A 23,656-nucleotide genomic window follows, 5' to 3' on the forward strand; every position below is an offset into this window, starting at 1 on the left:
ATGAGTGCGGACTGGTCTTCAGCCCTGGCGCGTGCGCGGGCACACGCCCCGTTCCTCGCCCATGCGTTGGAGCGACAGCCCGAACTGGCGGCATTGCTCGCGGCGGGCGACGGCGAAGCAGCACTCGCATTTGCCCGGTCGGTCGGCGAAGGCATTGCCGATACCGGCATTGCGCTGCGCCGCGAACGGCTGGCAATCGCGACGACGCTGGCAATCGGCGACTTGGCCGGGGCGTTCCCGCTGCTTCGGGTAACCGGCGAACTGTCGGCGCTGGCCGATCGGGCACTCGACCGGGCGATTTCCGCTGCGATCCGCATGCGCGTGCCCGACGCGCAACCGGCCGGGATGATCGCGCTGGCGCTGGGCAAGCACGGCGCAAACGAGCTCAACTACAGTTCCGACATCGATCCGATCCTGCTCTACGATCCCGCCAAGCTGCCGCGCCGCGAACGCGACGAACCGGGCGAGGCCGCCCAGCGCTACGCCCGCGAGATCGTCCGCCTGCTGAGCGAGAACACGCCCGAGGGATATGTCTTCCGGGTCGACCTGCGGCTACGCCCAGCCTCGGAAGTCAGCCCGTTGGCGATTCCCATCGATGCCGCGCTGACCCACTACGAAAGCTCCGCGCTGGCGTGGGAACGTGCTGCATTCATCCGGGCAAGGGCCTGTGCTGGCGACGTTGCGGCGGGAAAAGCATTCCTGGCGGCGATCCGCCCTTTCGTGTGGCGACGCAGCCTCGATTTCGGCGCGATCGTTGAAATCCGGCGGCTGACCGCGCGCATCCGGGCGAGCCACTCGGGACCGAAGTCGCCGCAGCCCGGGTTCAACGTCAAGCTGGGGCGCGGCGGGATCCGCGAGATCGAATTCTTCGCCCAGACCCACCAGCTAATCCATGGCGGACGCGATCCGTCGCTACGGCTTCGGGGCACGCGCGAAACGCTGGATGCACTGGCTGGCGCCGGGCTCATCGAAGCGAGTGATGCACGCATGCTCGGCGAGAACTACGACCGGCTCCGACGGGTCGAGCATCGCCTGCAGATGGTCGCCGACCAGCAGACCCATGTGCTGCCGGACGGCAAGGCGCTCGATAATGTCGCGCATCTCGACGGACTTCCTGACGGCGCGGCGCTGGTCGCGGAACTGACCGAGATCACCGGGGAGGTAGCAGCGCGATTTGACGCGTTGATCGCCGGCGACGAACCGGAACACTACGCGGTCCCGGCAACCGGCGACACTCTTGCGATCCGACTGGAAGCCCTCGGATTCGACCAGCCCACTCAACTCGCCGAGCGTATTGCAGGGTGGACCGATGGGCGTATCCGCGCGCTTCGCTCCGACGCGGCGCGCGCCGCTTTCGAGGCGCTGCTGCCCGCGCTGCTCGAGCGATTTGCCCAGGCCCCCGACCCGGTCCAGGCGCTGAACCGCTGGGAGCGGGTGCTGGCCGCAGCGCCGAGCGCGCTCAACCTGTTCCGGCTGCTCGAGGCCCGCCCGGCGCTGCTCGACCAGCTCGTTCGCATCCTCCTGCTCGCACCGCCGCTTGCCGAAGCGCTGGGGCGGCGGCCCGAATTGCTCGACACGCTTATCGACAAGTCCGCCCTCGACCTCCCGGGGAGCGTTGCCGAGATTGCCGCCAAGATGGCCCGGCGCGAAGTTGACGACGACTACGAACGCACACTCGACCGGATCCGCATCGTGACCGGCGAGCAGCGCTTTGCCCTGGGTTTACAGACCATCGCCGCGGTCCACGATCCACTAGAGATTTCGACGGCACTTGCGCGAACAGCCGAGGCAGCACTGCAGGTCGCGCAAGCAGCAGCCGAAGACGAATTTGCCCGGATTCACGGGCATGTTCCCGGGCGCGAACTGGTCGTGCTCGGGCTCGGCCGGTTCGGAGGCGGCGCGCTCACTCATGCCTCGGACCTCGACGTAATCTACCTGTTCTCGGGCGACTTCGAAGGCGAATCCGATGGCCCGCGCCCGATTGGGGTAACGCTCTATTTCAACCGACTGGCGCAACGGGTGAGCGCGGCACTGTCGGTCCCGACCGCCGAAGGGGCGCTCTACGACGTCGATACCCGGCTGCGCCCGCAAGGTGCGCAGGGGCCGCTGGCGGTCAGCTTCGACAGTTTCGCCAAGTACCAGCACGAAGATGCCTGGACGTGGGAGCACATGGCGCTCACCCGCGCCCGCCCGCTTACCGGGTCGGACGCAGCAAGGGCTGAATTGCAGGGCATTGTCGACAGTGTCGTGCAGCAGGAGCGCGATCCCGAAGTACTCAAGGCCGACGTGCTGCGGATGCGCGCCGAAATGGCCGCGCACAAACCGCCCAAGGGTCCACTCGACGCGAAACTGGCGCGCGGCGGACTGGTCGATCTCGAGTTCCTGATTCACTACCTGCAGCTGCGCGAGCGGATCGCGTTCACGCCGCGGTTGGGCGGTGCGGTGGACACGCTGGTCGAATCCGGACTGCTGCCCGCATCGCTGATCGAAGCGCGTCGCCTGATGACCCGGCTGCTGGTGGCAGGCAGGTTGCTCGCGCCCGATCTTGCCGAGCCCGGCCCCGATGCGGCCCAGGCCCTGGCCGAAGCGTGCGGCCAACCCGATTTCCCCGCGCTCTTGCGTTCGTTCGATGAGGCGCGGCAGGAAGTCGCCGCAGCATGGGCCGATTCGTTCGGCGAAAAACTGGAGACACACCCGAAATGAGCACCCCGCAAGTGGGCGACACGATGCCCGATATCGCGATGGAAACCCCCGATGGTGGCACCGTGAAGCCGTCCGATTTCAAGGGCCGCAAGGCAGTGATCTGGTTCTACCCGAAGGACAACACCCCCGGGTGCACCGTCGAGGCGAAGGATTTCTCCGCGCTGTCGAGCGAGTTCGAGAAGGCCGGGGTCGCCCTGCTCGGCGTGAGCAAGGATTCGCCCCAGAAACACCGCAACTTCATCGCCAAGCAGGGCCTGACCGCACCGCTCGCGACCGATGCAGAGGAGGGCGGGCTGTCCGACGCACTAGGCGTATGGGGCGAGAAGAAGAACTACGGGCGCACCTACATGGGCATGATCCGCAGCACCTACCTGCTCGATGCCGACGGCAGGATCGCACAGATCTGGAGCAAGGTGCGCGTGAAGGGCCACGCCGAGGAAGTGCTCGCGGCCGCCAAGGCGCTGTGAAAGCCGATCGCACCACCGTTTGCGAAGCGATCCGCGCCGCGCTGCTGACCGCAGACCCGCACGCGAAGGTCTTCGCCGCCCGCGAGGTAGCGCGCAACTGGCGGCGCGGGCGGCTGGCATTCGCGTTCGGACAGGCGATGCCCGATCGCCCTGCGCGACCGGCAGCGCCGGAGCTCCTGCCACCCAACCGGATGCCCAAGCGTGGACGCGGCGGGTCGGAGCGGGCGCGGATCGCGCTGTGGCACGCCCTCGCACATATCGAATTCGTCGCCATCGACCTGGCGCTCGACATGGCAGGGCGGTTCGGCGAAGAAATGGGGGCGGAGTTCGTCAGCGACTTTCTTGCCGTTGCCGCCGACGAAGCGATGCATTTCGCGCTACTTGATCGCAAGCTGCGTTCACTCGGTAGCCACTATGGGGCGTTGCCTGCGCATGACGGGCTATGGCAAGCGGCCGAAGATACCGCGCATGATGTCACTGCGCGGCTGGCGATTGTGCCGATGGTGCTGGAGGCACGCGGCCTTGACGTCACGCCGGCAACCCGCGACCGGGTGCGTGCTCATGGCGACGAGAACGGCGCGCGAATCCTCGAGCGAATCCTTGACGACGAGATTCGCCATGTGGCGATCGGGGCAAGGCATTTCGCAATAATCGCGAATAGGCGCGGGGAATCACCCGAAACCCTCTGGATTTCGCTGGTCAGGAAGCATTTCCGCGGCGGGCTTAAGCCTCCGTTCAACGACTCAGCGCGTTCGTCAGCCGGTTTATCGCTCCCCGCCTGCGCCGAACTTGCTTCGTAAAAGTTTCGCCGGTTTACTCACAATCGAAGAGACGGCGGGGGGTTCCGTATAGTCTCGAATAATTTTCGCGCAGCGGACGAACCGGTTCGTTGCAGGGCTCTTCGGGTAAGTTGCCGAGCGCCATGCGCCTGGCTGAAAAAGACAAGGACGGAACTCTTGGTCGCTATCAGCTTCGATCGCAAAGCCATGGCGGTGTGCGCCGCAGTTGGTGCTTTCTTCACGATGGGAATGAGCCCAGCGCTCGCCGCTTCCAGCGCGGCAGCAACCGATATCACTGCGCCAGTCCGCGAGGCCAAGGCTGCTTCGATTTCCGGCGGCGACGAGCAGTTCAAGCAGCTGTTCACTTCGTGGCAATCGCTCGACCAGAACGGCCCATCGGTTCCCCCGGTCACTAGCACCAGCGTCTCTATCCCGTCGCAAATGCCGGTCGACAGTGCGCGCACCACGAGCAATTTCGGGATGCGCGAGCATCCGGTGCTCGGCGGTCTACGCAAGCACAAGGGCATCGACCTCGCTGCCCCGGTGGGGACCCCTGTCCATGCAACCGCCGACGGCGTGGTCGAGCGAGCCGACCGCTTTTCCAGCTACGGACTATTTGTCGCAATCGACCACGGGGCGAACCTTGAAACCCGTTATGCGCACATGTCGCGGTTGGCGGTTGCCGAGGGCGAGCACGTCAAGAAAGGTGAAGTGATCGGCTACGTCGGCAGCACCGGTCGTTCGACCGGGCCGCACCTGCACTATGAAGTGCGGGTCGACGGGCAAGCGGTAAACCCCGCGCCCTACATGGTCGAAACCCCGGCGCAGCGCGGGATCCTGCTTGCCGCGCTCAACGATACCCCGCTCGACGACAACTGATCTGACCGCGAGGTCCGATTAAAAGGCGGCAGGGAGCGATCCCGCCGCCTTTTTGCTTGCCCGGTTGCTTTGTGCAACTAACCTGTGCCGCAAGGAACTCCGCCAAGCGGAGTCGCACAGGAGAGTTGCCGATGCACCCAGTCGTCCACGCACAGGAACGCGCCGATCGCCCCGCCATCATCATGGCCGGAAGCGGCGAGACCGTCACCTATGCCGAGATGGACGCCACAGCCAACCGCTTCGCGCACTGGCTCAGGGTCAACGGGTTCCAGAAAGGCGACGCCTTCGGGGTGCTGATGGAAAACAACGCGCTGTATCTCCAACTGGTCTGGGGGTCGCAGCGCGCGGGCACGATGATGGTGCCGATCTCGACGCGCCTGACTGCCCCGGAAGTCGCCTATATCCTGCAGGATTCGGGATCGCGTACGCTGATCACCACCGCCAAGTTTGCCGAAATCAGCGAAGCGCTGCGCAGCGAACTGCCGGACTGCAACCAAATGATCCTCGACGGCAGCGGTGCGGAGGATTTCGCCGACGCGCTGGCAGCTCAGCCCGCGACGCCCATCCCCGACCAGTATCCCGGCGCTTACATGCTCTACAGCTCGGGCACGACCGGGCGCCCCAAAGGGGTCAAGCCCGCCCCTCCGCCGAGCGACAACATTGCCGAGCCTACCGCCCTTGTCGGCCTTGCAGTGATGGGGGCGGGGATGCCCGCCGATGGCGAGATGGTCTACCTCTCGCCCGCGCCGCTCTATCATGCCGCGCCGCTGGCGTGGTGCACCACCGTCCACCGGCTGGGCGGGACGGTCGTCGTGATGGAGAAATTCACTCCCGAAGGCGCGTTGGCGGCAATCGAGAAACATAAAGTGACCGACAGCCAATGGGTCCCGACCCATTTCGTGCGCATGCTCAAACTCGATGAGCGGGAACGCACGCGCTACGACCTGTCGAGCCACCAATGCGCGATCCACGCTGCCGCGCCGTGCCCGGTTCCGGTCAAGCACGCGATGATCGAATGGTGGGGGCCGATCATCATCGAATATTACGCCGGATCCGAAGGCATCGGCATGACCATGATCGGCAGCAAGGACTGGCTCGCGCATCCTGGCAGCGTCGGTCGGGCGCTGCATGGCACGCTGCATGTGTGCGGCCCGGACGGCGAGGAACTGCCCGCCGGGTCAGACGGCCTGCTCTATTTCGAGAACGATATCCTGCCGACCTATCACAACGATCCGACCAAGACCGCCGAGGCGATGCACGCCAACGGCTGGATGACGCTGGGCGACATCGGCCATGTCGACGAAGACGGCTTCCTCTACCTCACCGACCGCAAGAGCCACATGATCATCTCGGGTGGGGTCAATATCTACCCGCAGGAAATCGAGAACCTGCTGGTGACACACGACAAGGTGATGGATGCAGCGGTGATCGGTGCGCCCGATCCCGATTTCGGCGAACGGGTGGTCGCGGTGGTCCAGCCGGTCGACATGGCGGACGCCGGTGAAGCGCTTGAGGCCGAGCTGCGCGAGTTCCTCGCCCCCAACCTTGCGCGCATCAAGATGCCCAAGCAGTTCGATTTCCGACCCGACCTGCCGCGCGAAGCCAACGGCAAGCTCTACAAGCGTGAACTGCGCGACGAATACGCCGCCAGGGCCGCCGGAGCACAGGGAGCCTGATCATGGCCAGCACCGCAACCCCGCTCGCATCGCCCGAAATCGCTCGCGAAGTGATCGACCCCAGATCATACGGAGAATGGGAGCACTTGCTCGATACTTTCGACTGGTTGCGCGAGAACCAGCCGGTCGCACGGATCGAGCCCGACGAGCCGGGCGTGTTCCCTCCGTTCTGGCTGCTCACCCGCTACGACGACGTGATGCGGGTATCGAAGGACAACGCGACTTTCCTCAACAACCCGCACACGGTTGTCTTCAGCCTGACCGACGGGATCGAGTTCGCCAAGGCGTTCACCGGCGGGAGCGAGCACATGGTCTCCAGCCTGGTGACCCTCGATGCGCCGATCCACATGAAATACCGCAAGCTGACGCAGGACTGGTTCATGCCAAAGAACCTGCACACGATCGAGCACGAAGTCCGCGCCATCGCAAAAGGCGCGGTGGATCGGTTGCTGGCGGCATCCGGAGACGGCAGCGAAACGGTCGATTTCTGCAAGCTGGTCGCTGCGCCCTATCCGCTCCATGTCGTCATGCAGATCCTTGGCGTGCCCGAGGAGGACGAGCCGCGAATGCTGATGCTTACCCAGCAGATGTTCGGTGGGCAGGACGAAGACCTCAACCAGTCGGGCATGAAGGATCTCAGCCCCGAAGTTATTACCCAGATCGTCGCCGGCGCAGTGAGGGACTTCGAGGCCTATTTCGCCAAGTTGACCGCCGAGAAGCGCGCGCACCCGACCGGCGATGTCGCGAGCACGATCGCCAACGCCACCATCGACGGCGAACCGCTGGGCGACCGTGACATGATGGGTTACTACATCATCGTCGCCGCCGCCGGGCACGATACCACCTCGGCGAGCACGGCAGGCGCGATGCTGGCGCTGGCGCAGGATCCGGACCAGTGGGCACGGGTCAAGGCCAACCGGTCATTGCTGGCAGGGATCGTCGAGGAAGCGATCCGCTGGACCAGCCCCGTGCAACACTTCATGCGCACCGCTGCCGAGGACACCGAAATTGCGGGCCAGCCGATCGCCAAGGGCGACTGGCTGATGATCAACTACGTCGCGGCCAACCATGACCCCGCACAATTCGACGATCCACGCCGGTTCGATGCCGCACGCAGCCCCAATCGCCACCTGGCGTTCGGCGCGGGCGCGCACCAGTGTCTCGGCCTCCACCTCGCGCGGCTGGAGATGCGCATTCTTTTCGAGGAACTGCTCGACCGGATCGAAACGGTCGAGCTCGCCGGCGAAGCGAAGCGTTCGAATTCGACCTTCGTCGGCGGGTTGAAGACGCTGCCGCTAAAGGTCTCGGCAGCCTGAAGGGAGGTCTCGCATGGCGACCGTAATCCTGCTCGTCCTCGCACTCTACGCGGTTCAGTTGTTCCTGCAGGAAACCACGCTCTACCGCTTCGACATGCGCGCAATCGTCGGCAATCGCGATCACATCCCCGAGCCGGGCGTGATTGCGGGGAGGCTGGGGCGCGCGAAAGACAACCTGCGCGAAGCCCTGCCCGCATTCATTGCGCTCGCGCTACTCTCGATGGTGCTGCGGGTCGACCAGGGGTTGGCCCTGAAAGGCGCGTGGCTGTTTCTCGTCGCCCGCGTACTCTACGTGCCAGCCTATGTCAGCGGCGTGATCCTGCTGCGCTCGGCGGTCTGGCTGGTCAGCCTCGCTGGTTTGGCAATGATGGTGAAGGCCATTATTCTGGGCGCGGGTTGAGGCGCCGCAGCCTCAGCTTTCGCCGAACAACTGGCGCTGGCTGAGCTCGATCTCTTCGGCATAGCGGCGGCGAGCGTATTTTTCGGTTACCACCCCGATCACCTTGCGGTTGGCATCGACCACCGCCAGTTCGTCGGCCGAATTGGCATCGAATATTCGCAGCACCTCGCCGATCTGCGTGGCCGGCGACAGCGCGACATCCTCCAGGGTGCTGATCGATGCAAGCCAGGCATCGGGCGCGACGTCTTCGCGGTGCGCGGTCGCGGTCGACACGATCCCGGCATATTGCCCCTGCTTGTCGACCAGGATCGCCTTGCTGGCCGAGCCGAGCGGCACGCGGCGACGAAATTCGCGCACTTTGGCGGTCTGGTCGATCGACACCCAGTCGCGCCGCATGACCCGCCCGGCGGTGAGCGAAATCGCCCAGCCGATATCGCGCGCACTGCGAACTGCCGATCCGCGCAAGTGCAGTCGCCAGGTCGAAAACGAATAGCCGAATGTTTCGCGCGTCGTCGCCGTCGAGAGGATCGCAGCAGTCAGGACAATGCCGGTAAGGGCAAAGTTATGCGTGATCTCCAGCGTCAACATCGCCAGCGTCATCGGCCCGCCGACGATCGACACGCTGAGACCGGCCATTCCCACAAGCGCCGAATCGACCGGATCGAGCGTAAAGCCGAGCCCCATGAGATTGACCGACTGGGCGAACAGCTGGCCGACCACCGAACCGAGGAAAAGCGATGCGAAGAACAGGCCTCCACGAAAACCGAAGCTAAGCGAAATGACCGACGCGGCAATCTTGCACACAACGATCACCAGCAAGACCGATATCGCGGGCAGCAGCAACAGATCGAGATGCAGCGCCCCGTGCCCCGAAGAAAGCGCTTGCGGAGAGATATAGGCGATCGGCATCAACAAAAGTCCACCTACCAGCGGCTTCCACCGGCCGAGCCATTTCATGCCCTGCACGGCCATCTCCGCGGCGGTCACCAGGCGCATGATCACGATGCCGAGCCCTGCGCAGAGCAGGCCGAGAACACCGTAGGCGATGTAATACTCGAACGTCAGCGGATGCGATGCGCTGGTCGCGATCAGGTAGGGTTCCACTCCCAACATCCGCGCAGCGACCGTCGCGGTGAGCGAAGCGGCAACGACCGGGGCAATCGCAGCCGGAACGTACGTGCCGATGACGATTTCGAACGCGTAGAACGCGCCGGTCAGCGGGGCACCGAATGCCGCTCCGATCGCTGCGCCGGCACCGGCGCCGAGCAGCGTGCGCAAGTCGTTGCGGCGCAAGTGCAGCCACTGGCCGACCACCGAGCCGAGTCCGCCGCCCATCTGCGCATAAGCCGCCTCGAGGCCGACCGACGCACCAGTGCCGTTCGACAGGATCGTCTGGAGCGCGACCACGAGGTTGTCGCGCCACGGGATGCGTCCGCCGTGAAGCGCATTCGCTTCGACTACGTCGATCGGTGCGCGGCGCCCGCGCAACAGGAAGGCGACCAGCACGAGCGAAAGCCCGCCCAGCGGCAAGGCAAGCAACCGCCAGGGATGCTCGATCGAAGCGAGTGCGCTGAGCCGGTTCTCTTCAATGCCGTAGAGGATGTGTTGCATCCCGTGAGCAAGGAACTGCTGTGTCAGCGTAAGCAGCCCTGCGCCGATGCCGACCAGTGCTGCAAGCGCAATGAAGGCAAGCTCGCTCTGGCGCAGGATGCGCCGCTGACGGACTGCCGCCACCGCCAGAATTCTAGCCAATTTTGCGCGGATCATTGCCCGACCATGTTTACGACCTGTCTTGTGCGACGCTCAAGACAGTGGTCGCGGCAAAAGATCAATACATATGCTGGCCGCCATTGATGCTCATCGTCGACCCGGTGACGAAGCCGCCCTCGTCGCTGGTCAGGAAGGCTACCCCGCGCGCGATCTCGCCGGCATGGCCAAGCCGGCCCACCGGGATCTTGGCGACGATCTTCTCCAGCACCGGTTCGGGCACGGCAGCGACCATGTCGGTGTCGATATAGCCCGGCGCGATCGCATTGACCGTCACCCCGAACCTTGCACCTTCCTGCGCCAGCGCCTTGGTGAAACCGTGGATCCCGCTCTTCGCCGCAGCATAGTTGACCTGGCCGTATTGCCCGGCCTGGCCGTTGATCGAACCGATGTTGACGATCCGGCCCCAGCCGCGCTCGCGCATCCCCGGGAAGCACGCCTTGGCCATATTGAAACACCCGCCGAGGTTGACCCGCATCACGTCGTTCCAGTCGTCGAAGCTCATCTTGTGCAGTGTGCCGTCACGGGTAATGCCCGCGTTGTTAACGACGATATCGATCTCGCCGACATCGGCGGCGACCTGCTTGCAGCCTTCGATACAGGCTTCGTGATCGCCCACGTCCCACTTGGCCACCTTGATGCCGTACTCGTCCGCAAAAGCCTGCGCTTTGGCATCGTTGCCTGCATAGTTGGCGACGACTGTCCGCCCCTGCGCCTTGAGCGCGAGGCTGATCGCCTCTCCGATACCCCGGGTTCCCCCGGTCACGATTGCAACGCGTGTCATAACTGATCCCCTGCCTCTTCAGGTTGTCCGGACTCTCCTGAAGCCTGATTAGGCCAAGCCATCGCGCGGGCAAAGCGAAACGCCGCGAAACGCGCGGCAATTCATACGAATTTACGGGAATTTCGTGCGAGGAAGAGCGGAATCCCGCTCGTGCGCGATCAGAAGCGGAACTGGGTCCCGACGTAGACCGCCTTGCTGTCCTGTACCGAATCGGTCAGCGGCGCGAGGCGATCGCGGTCCTGCTGCAGGCGCACGCCGGCGGTCACATTGAGGTTGCGCGACAGGCGGAACGCGCCGCCGAGATCGACGGTCTGCTGCCCCGCACCTTCGAGCGTGCGCGGCGCGCGACCGAGGTTGCTGTCCTGCTCGAGCGAAATGCGCGGCTGGAGACGGCCCGGCGCACTCTTTGCCCCTTCGCTCGGCTGGAAGCTGGCAAGATCGGGCATCTGGGCATCGGGCAAGTCGAGCTTGACCGTGTCGGGCTTGGCAAAGCTCTGGTAACCGCGCGCGATTCCGAGATTGTAGCGGGTCGGAGCGATGCTGGCGATCGATGTGCCGAGGCCCGCTTCGGCTTGCGCCGCAGCGATTGCGGAACGTACGGAAATTGCCCTGGCCGTCGAATCGTCGATTCGCACCGCCACCGTCATGGTCCGCGCATCGGGGCCGATCGAGCCGGCCGGCGTGAAGCGGATTGTCCGCCCGCGAGCCGCGACCTGCGCCGCCAGTTCGCGCGAAATTTCCGGGTCGCCATTGGCCGGTGTGAACGGGGCGATTGCCGCAAGCACTGAACGCGGCATGCTTGTTGCGGTTACCGCCAGCCCGGCGCTCGGGACCGCCAGCGCAATGGCAGAACCAGCCGCAAACAGGCGGGGCACGAACTTACGCACGCGCTGACCGATCCTTTGCGATGCGATGCTGGTGCCCTGCAACGCCACGACTGCCCGTCAACCTCCTGTTCGCCAGATGGCAGGCGAATCTATTGCCCCTTCCACCTGAACCCGACCTGACAACGACCGCTCGCAAACGCTAGCGACTCGAAGCCATGAAACAATATGCCAGACTTATGCCCCCCCGAGCAATATTTCCAATCGATTAGCATGCTTGAGACAAATTGGCCGCGCGAGTGTTGCACCCGGTCCACAAAACGCGCGGCTGCGGCCAATTCAGCCCGCGTTCACGGCCCGGCGGTGCATTTGCCGCGCGAGCACCTTGCCTGCCGGGGCCACGCGCTCTAGAGGCTCGCTTGGACACTTTCGAGGATAACCGACCCCCAATATGACCGTCACTTCGAACCGCCTCCGCATCGCCCGCGCCACGTTGGCTGTCGCCGCGATCGCTACGCTTGCCGCTTGCGGCGGCCATTCGCGGCCCAAGGCCGATCTCGCGGCCGCCAACGTTACGACCATCGGGGTCAATTCGTACCTCTGGCGCGCGGCGCTCGAAACGGTCAGCTTTGCGCCATTGCTTCAGGCCGACAGTTCGGGCGGCGTGATCGTTACCGACTGGTATTCGAACCCGCGCGACCCCAACGAGCGCGTGAAGGTCACTGTATCGATCCTCGACCAGGACCTGCGCGCCGATGCGCTGCGGGTCGCCGCCAGCCGCGAAGTGAAGCAGAACGGCACCTGGGTCGACGCCCCGGTGCAGGCCGCGACGGTGCAGCGCCTCGAGGATATAATCCTCACCAAGGCGCGCGACCTGCGCCGCCAGGCGATCGCGGGCTGACCGGAACGGAGTTTTTCCCATGACCGATCAGCGTTTCGATCCGTCTGCGGCGGACGGGCGCTGGCAGCGCGCCTGGGATGAAGCGGGCAACTTCACCGCCGACTCTGGCAGCAACAAGCCCAAGAGCTACGTGCTCGAGATGTTCCCCTATCCATCGGGGCGCATCCATATCGGCCATGTGCGCAACTACACGATGGGCGACGTTCTGGCGCGCTACAAGAAAATGCGCGGGCACGAAGTGCTCCACCCGATGGGGTGGGACGCATTCGGGATGCCGGCCGAGAACGCAGCGATGGAGAAGGGCGTCCACCCCGACGGCTGGACGCGGGCCAACATCGCCAACATGAAGGCGCAGCTGAAGCGCCTCGGCTTCGCGCTCGACTGGAGCCGCGAGCTCGCTACCTGCGACCCCGAATACTACGGCCACGAACAGGCGCTGTTCCTCAAGCTCTACGAAGCAGGGCTGGTCTACCGCAAGGAAAGCGAGGTCAACTGGGACCCGGTCGACATGACCGTGCTCGCCAACGAGCAGGTGATCGACGGCAAGGGTTGGCGCTCGGGCGCGGAGGTCGAAAAGCGCAAGCTTTCGCAGTGGTTCCTCAAGATCACCCAGTTCGCAGAAGATTTGCTCGACGGGTTGGCGGGTCTCGACAAATGGCCCGACAAGGTGCGCCTGATGCAGGAAAACTGGATCGGCAAGAGCCAGGGCCTGCAGTTTCGCTTTGCGTTGTCAGATGGCGGCGAGGTCGAGGCCTACACCACCCGGCCCGACACGATCTTCGGCGCCAGCTTCGTCGCGGTTGCGCCCGACCACCCGATCGCGCAGCAGGTTGCCGCAAGCAATTGCGATGCCGCCAAGTTCGTCGAACAGTGCAAGCGCGGCGCGACCACCGCAGCGGCACTCGAAACCGCCGAAAAACTCGGGTTCGACACCGGGATTGGTGCGCTGCACCCGTTCACCGGCAAATACCTGCCGGTGTTCATCGCCAACTTCGTCTTGATGGACTACGGCACCGGCGCGGTGATGGGCGTGCCGGGACACGACCAGCGCGACTTCGAATTCGCCACCAAGTACGAACTGCCGATCGAGCGCGTCGTCGCCAAGAGCCTCGAAGAGGCCGATGCGCCGTTCGTCGGCGAAGCCGAAGCGGGCGACGGGGTACTGGTCCATTCGGATTTCCTCGACGGGATGGGTGTGGCTGTCGCGATCGCCGCGGTCATCGCCCGCGCCGAGGCAGAAGGGTGGGGCGAAGGCCAGACCGTGTGGCGGCTGCGCGACTGGGGCGTTTCGCGCCAGCGTTACTGGGGCACGCCGATCCCGTTCATCCACTGCGATGCATGCGGGATCGTCCCGGTGCCGGAAAGCCAGCTGCCGGTCGAACTGCCCGAAGACGTCGACTTCCAGACGCCGGGCAACCCGCTAGAACGCCACCCGACGTGGAAGCACGTCGATTGCCCTCAGTGCGGCGGCAAGGCGACACGCGAAACCGACACGCTCGACACTTTCATCAATTCGAGCTGGTACTTCCTGCGCTTTGCCAGCCAGCCGGCGGACAAACCGTTCGACAAGGCCGAAGTCGCCAAGTGGTTGCCTGTCGAACAGTATATCGGCGGGATCGAGCACGCGATCCTGCACTTGCTCTACGCCCGCTTCTGGACCCGCGCGCTCCAGCATATCGGCATGCTCGATTTTGCCGAGCCGTTTGCCAGCCTGTTTACGCAGGGGATGGTGACGCACGAGACCTATTCGCGCCGAGAAGGCGATCGCGAAGTGTGGTTCGGGCCTGAAGAAGTCGAGCGCACAGGCAACGGCGCGACATTGAAGGCTGACGGCAAGCCGGTGACGGTCGGCAAGGTCGTGAAGATGTCGAAGTCGAAGAAGAACGTCGTCGACCCCGATGCGATCGTCGCCCAGTATGGCGCCGACGCAGTGCGCTGGTTCATGCTCAGCGACAGCCCGCCCGAACGCGACCTGCCGTGGTCGGAAGCCGGGATCGAAGGGTGCGGGCGGTTCGTCCAGCGATTGTGGCGAGTGGTTGCGAACGATCCCCAATGTGACGTCGACGCGCCGGCTAATCCTGGTCTCAAAAGACTGGCTCATCGCACGATCGCTGGTGTTGGCACCGATATCGAGGCGCTTCAGTTCAACAAGGCGGTCGCGAAGATCTATGAGTTCGTGAACGCCATCGAAAAGTCACACCCGTGTGCAGAGCAGATGGCCGCAATCGCGATCCTGCCGCGCCTCATTTCGCCGATGATGCCCCATCTGGCAGAATCGATGCGGGAAGTTCTGGGAGACCGAATTTCGTCGCAACTGGTTGCCGAATCGACTTGGCCTCCGGTTGATCCCGCTATGCTGGTCGATGACGAAGTGACCATCGCGGTGCAGGTCAAGGGCAAGCTGCGCGACACGCTGACCGTGGCCAAGGGTCTCGACAAGGCCGAGTTGGAGGCGCTTGCGCTCGCCAGCGAGAAAGTCCAGCGTTCGCTCGACGGAGCGGAAGTGCGCAAGGTGATCGTAGTGCCCGACAGGTTGGTCAACATCGTCGCATGACAGCGCTGGCGCGCCTCCTCGCCGCGGGAGCGCTGGCGATGGGCCTTTCGGCGTGCGGGTTGCAGCCGATGTACGCCGGGGGCGGCAGCGGCACTGTCGCGCGCGGGATGGCGGCAGTCGAAGTCCCGCCGATCGAAGGCCAATCGGGCTGGTTGATGCGCAATGCGCTGACCGATCGGCTCGATGCCGGCGGAAGCTCGACGCCGCGCTACAAACTGGTCGTCCGGCTCGACGATCAGCTCGAAGGGCTCGGCGTGCTGAGCGACGGCACGGTCGGCCGCGAACGCCGCACGCTGCGCGCGCGTTACCAGCTCGTCAGCCTCGATACGGGGCAGATCCTGCTTGACGCGACGTCGGGCTCGGACGCCGGTATCGACGTAGTGTCGAGCGAATACGCCACGATTGCCGCCGAACAAACCGCGCTCGAGAACCTGACCAAGGTCGTCGCCGACAAGATCGTTACGCAGGTCGCGCTCACCTTGCGCGAACAGAAGTGAAGGCGACCCAGCGCGACTTCGCCAGCATGGCCCCGCGTGCCGCCCGCAGCGCGCGCGTCTTCTTCTTCTGCGGGCCCGACGAAGCCGGCGCCAACGCCGCAGCGCAGCGCATCGCCGCGATGATCGAGAATCCGGGCGAACGGGTCGAACTGGCTGGCGGCGACCTGAGGCGCGACCCGGTCCTGCTCGACGACGAGGCCCGCTCGACTTCGCTGTTTGCGGGCAGTCGCCACATTTTCGTGCGCGCAACCGGCGACGAAGCGCACGACGCGGTTGCCAACCTGCTCGCCGCGATCGACGCGGGCGAGGGCGACCCTTGTGCCGTGCTGATCGTCGCAACTTCGGCGACCGACAAGGCGCGTACCGCCAAGCTGCTCGAGAAGCGAGACGATGCGCTGGTGGCAATGTTCTGGCCGCCAGACCTGGCGCAAGTGCGCGACGCAGTCCGCACGATGGGAGACGAAGCAGGCCTGCGCCTCAGCGGCCCGATGGCGGAGCGGATCGCGCGAGCCACCGGGCTCGACGTGCTGCTCGCCCAGTCGGAAGTCGCCAAGCTGGCGCTCTATCTCGACGCCACTCCCGAAGCACCCGCGACGGTCGATGCCGAAGCGCTCGATGCGGTGGGCGCGCGTACCGAGGAAGACGGGTTCATGCCGCTGGTCAACGCGGTCCTGTCAGGGAAGACGGCGCAGCTTGCAGGTGAACTTCACCGGATGCGCGAGCTTGGGCTCAACCCGGTCGGACTGCTGCTGGCGTTCGAACGCCGCGCTGCACAGCTTGCCCAGCTCGATGCGCGCATGGGTCCGGGCCAGAACCCGCGCAATTTCGTGCAGGGCGAAAGCAAGGCCCGGCGCGTGTTCTTCAAGGACGTGCCCGACCTGGCCGATCAGTTGTCGATCTGGCGCGGCAAGCGGCTCGACCGGCTGGTCGCGCGGCTGGTCGAACTGCACCGCGAACTGCTCGCGAACAATGCCGCCGGGGAAACCCTGCTGGCACAGGCACTTGCCGGGATTGCCATGACCGGACGCAAAGCCGCACACTAACCACTTCAATCGCCTGCGCAAATTGCCTAGGGTAAATCGGCACATAACCACAATGAGGATCGCCGCGGCATCGCCAAGCGGTGCCGCCAGAAAATGATGGACGCGGGAAGACCTGAGAGACAAGCTACGATCGCGGTTCCGATCGCATCGGTCGAGCGACGTCGCCTGCGGGCCTACATCGTGATCATGCTGGCCGATGTCGCGGCCATGTTTGGCGCATTTACGCTCGTCGGCATCGCCTATCTCGACTGGCAGCCGGTGCGGACTGCATTGGCGCAAGCGGACTTGCTGCTCCCGATCTACCTGACGCTGGCGCTGTATGAGCGCGCCTATTCACTCAAGGCGCTTGAGAATCTGGCATTCGCCATCCGCAGGGCTCTCATTGCGCTTGTCCTGGCAGCGATCCTGCTGCTGACGATCTGGTTCCTCGCCAAGTCGACCGCGGATTTCTCCCGCGTGGTCTCAGTGGGCGGCTTTGTCCTGACCGCGGCAGGGATCGTGACGATCCGGCTGGCAATGGCCCGTTGGGTCGCCGCCAAGTGGGGTGGACGGGCGTCAAATGTCCTGCTGATCGACGCCGGTGGCCCGCCAGCGAAGATCGACCACGCCCATCGGATCGATGCCGGGGCGCTTGGGTTGGCGCCCGATCGCGACGATCCGCACGCACTCGACCGCATCGGCCAGCTACTGTTGAATGTCGACCGGGTGATCGTCAGTTGCCCGTTGTCCGCGCGGCTCGACTGGGCGTTCGTGCTGCGTGCCGCCGGGGCGTGGGGGGAAATCGTGACTGACCAGGTCGCCGACCTCGAGCCGATCGGCCTCTCGGTCACACCCGAATGCACTGCGCTGGTCGTCTCCTCCGGCCCACTGGGCCTGCAGCAACGCGCGATCAAGCGCGCATTCGACCTGGCTCTGGCAATCACCCTGTTGCCGCTCTTGGCGGTGCCGATGATCGTGGTTGCCGCGCTCATCAAGCTTACCGACGGCGGGTCGGTCTTGTTCGTCCAGCAGCGGCTGGGTCGGCGCAATCGCTTCTTCGATTTGTACAAGTTTCGCTCGATGAAAGTGACCGCCAGCGGTGAAGACGGGAGCGTTTCGGCATCACGAGACGATGCCAGGGTCACCTGGATCGGGCGATTCATTCGCCGCACAAGCATCGACGAAGTGCCTCAACTTTTAAACGTGTTACGCGGCGATATGAGTATCGTCGGGCCGCGGCCGCACGCGCTCGGATCGCACGCGGGAGAAAAACTGTTCTGGGAAGTCGACCGCGCCTATTGGCAGCGCCATGCGCTCAAGCCGGGGATGACCGGCCTCGCCCAGGTGCGCGGCCTGCGCGGCGCGACGGACGCGGAAGCGGACCTTTCCGACAGGCTTACCGCTGATCTTGAATATATTCGCGGGTGGACGATCTGGCGCGACATGCTGATCGTCCTGCGCACCTTCAGGGTGCTCCTGCACCCACGCGCGTATTGACGCGAGGCTATTGATGCTCGGTCGAGTTGTCGCTCGTCTTGCTTTTCGGGACCGAAAACGATCCGGTCACCCGCCCGCCATCTGTAGAAGTATTTCCGCCGCCGACCGGCGCCGAACCGCTGGCATTACCATCGACACTCGAAACCCCGCTCCTCAGATCGATTACCAGCCGCCCGCCGCTCAGTGCATCGCTTCCCCGATTGAGCTGGACTCCGCCGGCCATCGTGATGATCTGCCGATCGAAATCGTATACTGCGACATCGCCACTGGCCCGCTCATTGCCACGCCTCACGGTAACCCCGCCAGTTGCCATGATCCGCTGGATCTTGAGCGATCCCTGATTGGTATAGTTGATGATCGTGCGCGCTGCGTGCAGCTCGAGCCCGGCCTGGGTGATGTCGACATTGCCGGTCAGCAGCACGCGGTTCTGCTTGTCCTGCAGTTCGATCCGGTCGGCCGCATAGTTCACCGGGGCATCCGAATTATGTCCGGCGATCGCTTGCGCACCGGCCTGGATGCCGGCCATCGCCACGCAAGTAAGCACGAATCCCAGCGTAGCGTGGCGTGCGGCGGTTAGCAGGTGCGGGGAAATACGGTCGTTCATGGTGTTGGCACCTCGAGTTTGCCGGGAATCATGCGCAGGCGCGCATTGCCGTCGAGCGTGATCGTGCGTTCGGCGAGGTTGGCGATGAGGCGGTCCGCCGAAAAAGTCCCGGCGGGAACTTCGCCCGAGACCCCGTCGTTGCCGACCAGGATTCGCTCGGGCAGGTTGAGCGAGACCCCGCTCGCGACGAGCTTGTAGCCATCGGCTGCGAACACCCGGATAGCACCGTCCACGGTGACGACTTCGCTGCGGATATCGTATTGCCCGGCGGGCGCGGAAATCTGCGCTGGACCGTCCGTCAGCAAGATGCGTCCGACGATCTGGCTCATCCGCACGATGCCTTCTTCGCTCGAACGCTGCACTGCACTCGCGGCAGTAAGCGAAAACGGCCGCCCGCGATTGTCCTGCCCGCGATACATCGCGTTGCTGAGCCGCAACCGCTCGTTGATCATCGCAACCTTGTTCTTGTCGAGCAGGAAGCTGACTTCGCCACGCGGGCTGAGCGGCGTGATAACCATCAGCGCCGCCACCATGCCCACCGCCATAGGGAGCGCCTTGCCCAGAAAAGTCACTAGCCGATCGTGCGATCCACCGGGCGCGGCGAAGTGCTGGCGCGCGTTGCGCAGCCGCTTGGCCTCGTCGGTCTCGATCTGCTCTTCGACTGTCATCCGTCCCGCACTCCGGGTAGTGCGCCCCTCATTCGTGACTGAAGATGTCCTTGTCCGCCCAACCGGCAATGTCGAGCCGCGCCCGGGTCGGCAGGAAGTCGAAGCACGCCTGGGCGATCTCACTGCGCCCTTCGCGATCGAGGCGTTCGGCGAGGACGTCGCGCAAGGCGTGGAGGTAGCGCACATCGGATGCCGCGTAGTCGCGCTGCGCTTCGCTCAGTTCGGGCGCGCCCCAGTCGCTCGATTGCTGCTGCTTGGAAATTTCGCCGCCGAGCAGCTCGGTGACGATGTTCTTGAGGCCGTGCCGATCGGTATAGGTCCGGGTCAGCTTGCTGGCGATCTTGGTGCAGAACACCGGCGCTGCCATGACGCCAAGATAGTATTCGATCGCTGCAAGATCGAATCGGGCGAAGTGATAGAGCTTGAGCCTTGCGGGATCGCCCAGCAGCGCCTTCAGGTTAGGCGCATCGTACGCACTGCCGACCTTGAAACGCACAAGATGCTCATCGCCGCTGCCATCGCTCAACTGCACCACGCAAAGCCGGTCGCGGTGAGTCACCAGGCCCATCGTCTCTGTATCGACTGCGATCGGCCCGCTTCCGGCCAAAACCCCGGCGGGCAGGTCTTCTTCATGGAAATGCACTGTCATCGTCGATGTCCTTAGGGCGATTGGGGATAGAGGGGAAGAGGCGCTGGCGAGCCAGTTCGTCGGGGCGTAGCGAACGGACATGGCGAGCGAAGAGATCCCTGACAGTTGGCAAGCCGCTCTCGAGCCGGTGCTCGCAACGCCGGAAGCGCGGCGGTTGGGCGGCTGGCTGCGAGCGGAAGAAGCCGCAGGCAAAGCGATCTACCCGCCGCGCGGCAGCAGGTTGCGGGCGCTCGAACTGACGCCGCTGGACAAGGTCAAGGTCGTGATCCTCGGGCAGGACCCGTATCATGGGCCGGGCCAGGCGATGGGGCTGTGCTTTGCCGTTCCGGACGGCGTACAGGTGCCGCCAAGCCTCGTGAACATCTACAAGGAACTCGAAAGCGATCTCGGAATCGCCCCGCCCGATTACGGCGACCTTTCCGCATGGGCGCGGCGCGGGGTCTTGCTGCTCAACAACAGCCTGACCGTAGAAGGCGGGAAGGCGGGCAGTCACGCCGGGCGCGGCTGGGACGCAATTACCGATGCCTGCGTGGCGGCGGTTGCGAAGCGCAGCGACCCCACCGTCTTCGTCCTGTGGGGCAGCCATGCCCAGGCCAAGGCAGCGCGGATCCCGGAATTGCAGGGCGATTCCCCGCACCTGGTCATCCGTAGCCCGCACCCGAGCCCGCTATCGGCCTATAGGGGGTTTTTCGGATCGAAACCGTTCAGCCGCACGAATGCATTTCTCGAACAAGCCGGGCGCGGTGCGATCGACTGGGATCCCGCGCACTAGCCGCCAGGCCCAGACAGTCAGGATTGCCGGTAGCGGGTCCGGTGCGTCGTGCCGAATTGGGGAGAAACACACGACGCACCGTCTGCCCGCAGTGCGGCCCGAAGGGCAGTTGCCAGTGCCCTAGGGGATGCAACTGCAACAATCATGTCATCCAATTGACCGACATCGCGTGCGGTGCAACCGTCGCAGCGCAGCACTCAGTGCGGGCGGCCCGGGTGCTTGCCGGTGACGACCAGTCCAAGTGCGAGTGCCTGGACCGCTGCCGAGGTGCGGTCGGCCACGCCCAGCTTGGCAAAGATCCGCTTGACGTAGACATCGACCGAACTCGCGGCGATATCGAGCAATTGCGCGATCACCGCATTGCTCTTCCCTTGGGCCAGGAGGTTGAGAACCTCGGTCTCCCGACCCGACAACTTGGGCATGTTCCCGGGGAATGGATCGGACAGGCGCAGGTAGCGCTGATAAGCAACCCGCGCAGACGTCTCGACCTTGAGCATCGTCGAAATATCGAACTGCGCACCCTCGAATGGCAGCCCGACACCGATAAACCCGCAGCGCGCGAACGGTCCGAAACACGGCACTGCGATGCCTCGTTCGAACCCGTGCCCTGCGCTTCGCGTCATGTAATCGCGTTCGTACGCCCGAAGCTTCGCGTCGCCAAGCTCGTCATGCCACTTGAATGCTCCGCGCCGCGTGATCGCGATGCTCGGCAAAGGATCGTTGAGATAGTCGCCCGCGCGATAGGCATCTTCCCATTCGATCGGAAAACCGCAGTTGACCATGTAACGACCGATACGAGGATCGGAAACGACTGGCGCAAGGAAGTAGGCTGCGCCAAACCCGAGGCTGCGAAACGCGTCGAGCGCGCGCGCGCGCACCTCCTCGGTCGTTGCGCCGGATTTGATGCGTTCGATGAGCGGCCAGAAGCCGTCGTCTTCCCCGTTCGCCATCTTGTCCTCCAGAAGCGGCAGATCGGCGACCTCGTTTGTCTGCGCACTATGCACCCAAATGAGGGCAGAGGGCAATCCGGACGGTTGCCAGACAAGGATAGCAAAAGGTTATCAGCGCCCTCGGGTCTTGCTGCCATTGATCGGGCGTGTAGGCTCGTGTCGATGACGGAAGACGAAGCCCGCGCTGCCTTGCTTGCCCGCCGCGAACAGCTGGCGCAGGAGGCGCGCATCAGCGCGGAAGGGCGAGCGCCCGTGACGCTGCAACAAGACAGCGTCGGGCGGCTTTCGCGGATGGACGCGATGCAGCAACAGGCGATGGCCCAAGCGCAGGATCGCCGCCGCAAGTCCGAAGCCGTGCGGATCGAAGCCGCGCTCATCCGTCTCAACGAGGGCGAATGGGGCTGGTGCGTTACGTGCGGAAACGAGATCGCCGAAAGACGGCTCGCCCACGATCCAAGCGTAGCGACCTGCGTGGCGTGTGCAGGAGGCGGGAATTGACCGCTTAGCGCGGCAGTTCGCTCGCGCCCATCAACGCTTCGTCGACCGCGCGCGCCGCCTGACGGCCTTCGCGGATCGCCCAGACCACCAGGCTCTGGCCGCGGCGCATGTCGCCGCAAGCAAACACGCCCTGCTCGCTGGTGGCATAATCCCGCGTATTTGCAGCGACATTGCCGCGCGGGTTGTATTCGACGCCCGCCTGCTCTAGCAGCCCCGCCTTCTTCGGGCCGAGGAAACCCATCGCCAGCAAGATCAGGTCTGCCGGAATGGTGAATTCGCTACCGGCGACTTCCTCCATTTTCCCGCCATTCCATTCGATGCGCACGCATTCGAGCCCGGTCACGGTATCGCCTTGACCGATCACACGCTTGGTCAGCACCGACCAGTCGCGCGCGACACCTTCCTCGTGGCTCGAGGAAGTGCGCAGCTTGAGCGGCCAGTCCGGCCAGGTCAGCAGCTTGTCTTCTTTTTCGGGCGGCTGCGGCATGATTTCCAGCTGGACGACGCTTTCCGCGCCCTGTCGGTTGGACGTGCCGACACAGTCGCTGCCGGTATCGCCACCGCCGATCACGACCACTTTCTTGCCGGTAGCGGTGAGCGAGCCGCGCGGAGCGGCGCGCACTTCGTCGTCGCCCGCGTTGCGCTTGTTCTGCTGGGTCAGGAACTCCATCGCCAGCCGCACTCCGGGCAGCTCTGCACCCGGGATCGCTAACGGCCGTGCATCTTCCGCCCCGCCCGCCAGAACCACTGCATCGAAGTTCTCCTTCAGCGACTTGAACGATACGTCGACCCCTACTTCGGTGCTGGTCCGGAAGCTGACGCCTTCGGCCTCCATCTGCACCGCGCGGCGGTTGATGAGATGCTTTTCCATCTTGAAGTCGGGAATGCCGTAACGCAGCAACCCGCCGACCCGGTCGCTCTTTTCGAACACCGTGACCGAATGGCCCGCCCGTGCCAGCTGCTGCGCGCAGGCGAGCCCGGCCGGGCCCGAGCCGACCACCGCGACCGACTTGCCTGTCTTGCGCTCGGGCACTTGCGGCGTGATCCAGCCTTCCTGCCATCCACGATCGACGATCGCGCATTCGATGCTCTTGATGGTCACCGGCTCGTCAGTGATGTTGAGCGTGCAGCTCGCTTCGCACGGCGCGGGGCAGATGCGCCCGGTGAATTCGGGGAAGTTGTTAGTCGAATGCAGCACTTCGAGTGCGTTCCGCCAATCGCCCTCGTAGGTCAGGTGGTTCCAGTCCGGGATCAGGTTGTTCACCGGACAGCCGTTGTGACAATACGGAATCCCGCAGTTCATGCACCGCGCCGCCTGCAGCCGCAGGTCCGGCTCGGCGTGCGGAATCACGAATTCCTTGTAGTGCTGCAGCCGCTCGGCCGGATCGGCATAAGTGCGATCCTGGCGCGCGTGTTCGAGGAAGCCAGTTTCCTTGCCCATTTCGTTCT

22 protein-coding genes are annotated in these 23,656 nt (G+C 64.6%); 14 read left to right on the plus strand and 8 right to left on the minus strand.

Features of this window, described 5'->3' with window-relative positions:
* The 7 genes from CJO11_RS08240 (at nt 1) to CJO11_RS08270 (ending at nt 8,220) form a co-directional block, all read left to right on the plus strand.
* Entirely contained in the window at nt 1-2,703 is a 2,703-nt protein-coding gene (locus tag CJO11_RS08240; protein WP_095012280.1) for a bifunctional [glutamine synthetase] adenylyltransferase/[glutamine synthetase]-adenylyl-L-tyrosine phosphorylase, read from the plus strand.
* The gene (locus CJO11_RS08245; protein ID WP_095012281.1) at nt 2,700-3,170 is read left to right on the plus strand and encodes a peroxiredoxin; all 471 of its coding nucleotides are present in this window, start codon (nt 2,700-2,702) and stop codon (nt 3,168-3,170) included. The genes CJO11_RS08240 and CJO11_RS08245 overlap by 4 nt, the downstream gene beginning before the upstream one ends.
* Nucleotides 3,167-3,970 carry a ferritin-like domain-containing protein gene (locus CJO11_RS08250; RefSeq protein WP_095012282.1) on the plus strand — a complete coding sequence of 268 codons (804 nt, stop codon included), beginning with the start codon at nt 3,167-3,169 and terminating at the stop codon, nt 3,968-3,970. The genes CJO11_RS08245 and CJO11_RS08250 overlap by 4 nt, the downstream gene beginning before the upstream one ends.
* A gap of 222 nt (nt 3,971-4,192) precedes the next feature.
* Nucleotides 4,193-4,828: a M23 family metallopeptidase gene (locus tag CJO11_RS08255; protein ID WP_338064629.1), complete on the plus strand. Its 636-nt coding sequence runs from the start codon at nt 4,193-4,195 to the stop codon at nt 4,826-4,828.
* 131 nt (nt 4,829-4,959) lie between these two features.
* Nucleotides 4,960-6,504 carry an acyl-CoA synthetase gene (locus CJO11_RS08260; RefSeq protein WP_205651050.1) on the plus strand — a complete coding sequence of 515 codons (1,545 nt, stop codon included), beginning with the start codon at nt 4,960-4,962 and terminating at the stop codon, nt 6,502-6,504.
* A gap of 2 nt (nt 6,505-6,506) precedes the next feature.
* Complete coding sequence (locus CJO11_RS08265; protein WP_095012284.1) at nt 6,507-7,820, plus strand: cytochrome P450; 1,314 nt, start codon at nt 6,507-6,509, stop codon at nt 7,818-7,820.
* A gap of 13 nt (nt 7,821-7,833) precedes the next feature.
* Nucleotides 7,834-8,220: an MAPEG family protein gene (locus tag CJO11_RS08270; protein WP_095012285.1), complete on the plus strand. Its 387-nt coding sequence runs from the start codon at nt 7,834-7,836 to the stop codon at nt 8,218-8,220.
* A 12-nt stretch (nt 8,221-8,232) separates the two neighbouring features.
* Here the strand turns inward: CJO11_RS08270 and CJO11_RS08275 are convergent, their stop codons facing one another.
* The 3 genes from CJO11_RS08275 to CJO11_RS08285 all read right to left on the minus strand — a co-directional run bounded on the left by CJO11_RS08275 (nt 8,233) and on the right by CJO11_RS08285 (nt 11,658).
* Nucleotides 8,233-9,987 (minus strand): chloride channel protein, encoded by a 1,755-nt coding sequence (locus CJO11_RS08275; RefSeq protein WP_095012286.1) that lies wholly within the window; start codon nt 9,985-9,987, stop codon nt 8,233-8,235.
* 61 nt (nt 9,988-10,048) lie between these two features.
* Nucleotides 10,049-10,771 (minus strand): acetoacetyl-CoA reductase, encoded by a 723-nt coding sequence (phbB, locus tag CJO11_RS08280; protein ID WP_095012287.1) that lies wholly within the window; start codon nt 10,769-10,771, stop codon nt 10,049-10,051.
* A gap of 158 nt (nt 10,772-10,929) precedes the next feature.
* Nucleotides 10,930-11,658, minus strand: coding sequence for a hypothetical protein (locus CJO11_RS08285; protein WP_240504378.1), 729 nt, complete (start codon nt 11,656-11,658; stop codon nt 10,930-10,932).
* 388 nt (nt 11,659-12,046) lie between these two features.
* Between CJO11_RS08285 and CJO11_RS08290 the strand changes: the two genes are divergently transcribed.
* The 5 genes from CJO11_RS08290 (at nt 12,047) to CJO11_RS08310 (ending at nt 18,066) form a co-directional block, all read left to right on the plus strand.
* Nucleotides 12,047-12,496 carry a DUF3576 domain-containing protein gene (locus CJO11_RS08290; protein ID WP_095012288.1) on the plus strand — a complete coding sequence of 150 codons (450 nt, stop codon included), beginning with the start codon at nt 12,047-12,049 and terminating at the stop codon, nt 12,494-12,496.
* Between the two features lie 19 nt (nt 12,497-12,515).
* Entirely contained in the window at nt 12,516-15,050 is a 2,535-nt protein-coding gene (gene leuS, locus CJO11_RS08295) for a leucine--tRNA ligase (RefSeq protein WP_095012289.1), read from the plus strand.
* Nucleotides 15,047-15,547 (plus strand): LPS assembly lipoprotein LptE, encoded by a 501-nt coding sequence (gene lptE / locus CJO11_RS08300; RefSeq protein ID WP_240504380.1) that lies wholly within the window; start codon nt 15,047-15,049, stop codon nt 15,545-15,547. Before leuS ends, lptE begins: the two co-directional genes overlap by 4 nt.
* Nucleotides 15,544-16,590, plus strand: a complete 1,047-nt coding sequence (holA, locus tag CJO11_RS08305; RefSeq protein WP_095012290.1) for a DNA polymerase III subunit delta — start codon at nt 15,544-15,546, stop codon at nt 16,588-16,590. Before lptE ends, holA begins: the two co-directional genes overlap by 4 nt.
* A gap of 93 nt (nt 16,591-16,683) precedes the next feature.
* The gene (locus tag CJO11_RS08310) at nt 16,684-18,066 is read left to right on the plus strand and encodes a sugar transferase (RefSeq protein ID WP_095012291.1); all 1,383 of its coding nucleotides are present in this window, start codon (nt 16,684-16,686) and stop codon (nt 18,064-18,066) included.
* Nucleotides 18,067-18,073: 7 nt separating this feature from the next.
* Here the strand turns inward: CJO11_RS08310 and CJO11_RS08315 are convergent, their stop codons facing one another.
* The 3 genes from CJO11_RS08315 to CJO11_RS08325 are packed head-to-tail and all read right to left on the minus strand — an operon-like array spanning nt 18,074 to nt 19,987.
* The gene (locus CJO11_RS08315) at nt 18,074-18,670 is read right to left on the minus strand and encodes an LptA/OstA family protein (RefSeq protein ID WP_095012292.1); all 597 of its coding nucleotides are present in this window, start codon (nt 18,668-18,670) and stop codon (nt 18,074-18,076) included.
* Nucleotides 18,667-19,338: an LPS export ABC transporter periplasmic protein LptC gene (gene lptC, locus CJO11_RS08320; RefSeq protein WP_095012293.1), complete on the minus strand. Its 672-nt coding sequence runs from the start codon at nt 19,336-19,338 to the stop codon at nt 18,667-18,669. Before lptC ends, CJO11_RS08315 begins: the two co-directional genes overlap by 4 nt.
* Before the next feature lie 28 nt (nt 19,339-19,366).
* Nucleotides 19,367-19,987, minus strand: coding sequence for a ribonuclease D (locus tag CJO11_RS08325; protein WP_095012294.1), 621 nt, complete (start codon nt 19,985-19,987; stop codon nt 19,367-19,369).
* A gap of 79 nt (nt 19,988-20,066) precedes the next feature.
* Between CJO11_RS08325 and ung the strand changes: the two genes are divergently transcribed.
* Entirely contained in the window at nt 20,067-20,759 is a 693-nt protein-coding gene (ung, locus tag CJO11_RS08330; protein WP_095012295.1) for a uracil-DNA glycosylase, read from the plus strand.
* A gap of 197 nt (nt 20,760-20,956) precedes the next feature.
* On the opposite strand, the gene CJO11_RS08335 is transcribed toward ung, so the two are convergent.
* Complete coding sequence (locus tag CJO11_RS08335) at nt 20,957-21,763, minus strand: helix-turn-helix transcriptional regulator (protein WP_095012296.1); 807 nt, start codon at nt 21,761-21,763, stop codon at nt 20,957-20,959.
* A 108-nt stretch (nt 21,764-21,871) separates the two neighbouring features.
* Between CJO11_RS08335 and CJO11_RS08340 the strand changes: the two genes are divergently transcribed.
* A complete protein-coding gene (locus CJO11_RS08340) occupies nt 21,872-22,207 on the plus strand; it encodes a TraR/DksA family transcriptional regulator (RefSeq protein ID WP_095012297.1) in 336 nt (111 codons plus the stop codon).
* Between the two features lie 4 nt (nt 22,208-22,211).
* Here CJO11_RS08340 and CJO11_RS08345 read toward each other — a convergent pair whose 3' ends face one another.
* Nucleotides 22,212-23,648 (minus strand): glutamate synthase subunit beta, encoded by a 1,437-nt coding sequence (locus CJO11_RS08345; RefSeq protein ID WP_095012298.1) that lies wholly within the window; start codon nt 23,646-23,648, stop codon nt 22,212-22,214.
* Nucleotides 23,649-23,656 lie beyond the last annotated feature (8 nt).

This window comes from Tsuneonella mangrovi (genome assembly GCF_002269345.1).
Classification (GTDB): domain Bacteria; phylum Pseudomonadota; class Alphaproteobacteria; order Sphingomonadales; family Sphingomonadaceae; genus Tsuneonella; species Tsuneonella mangrovi.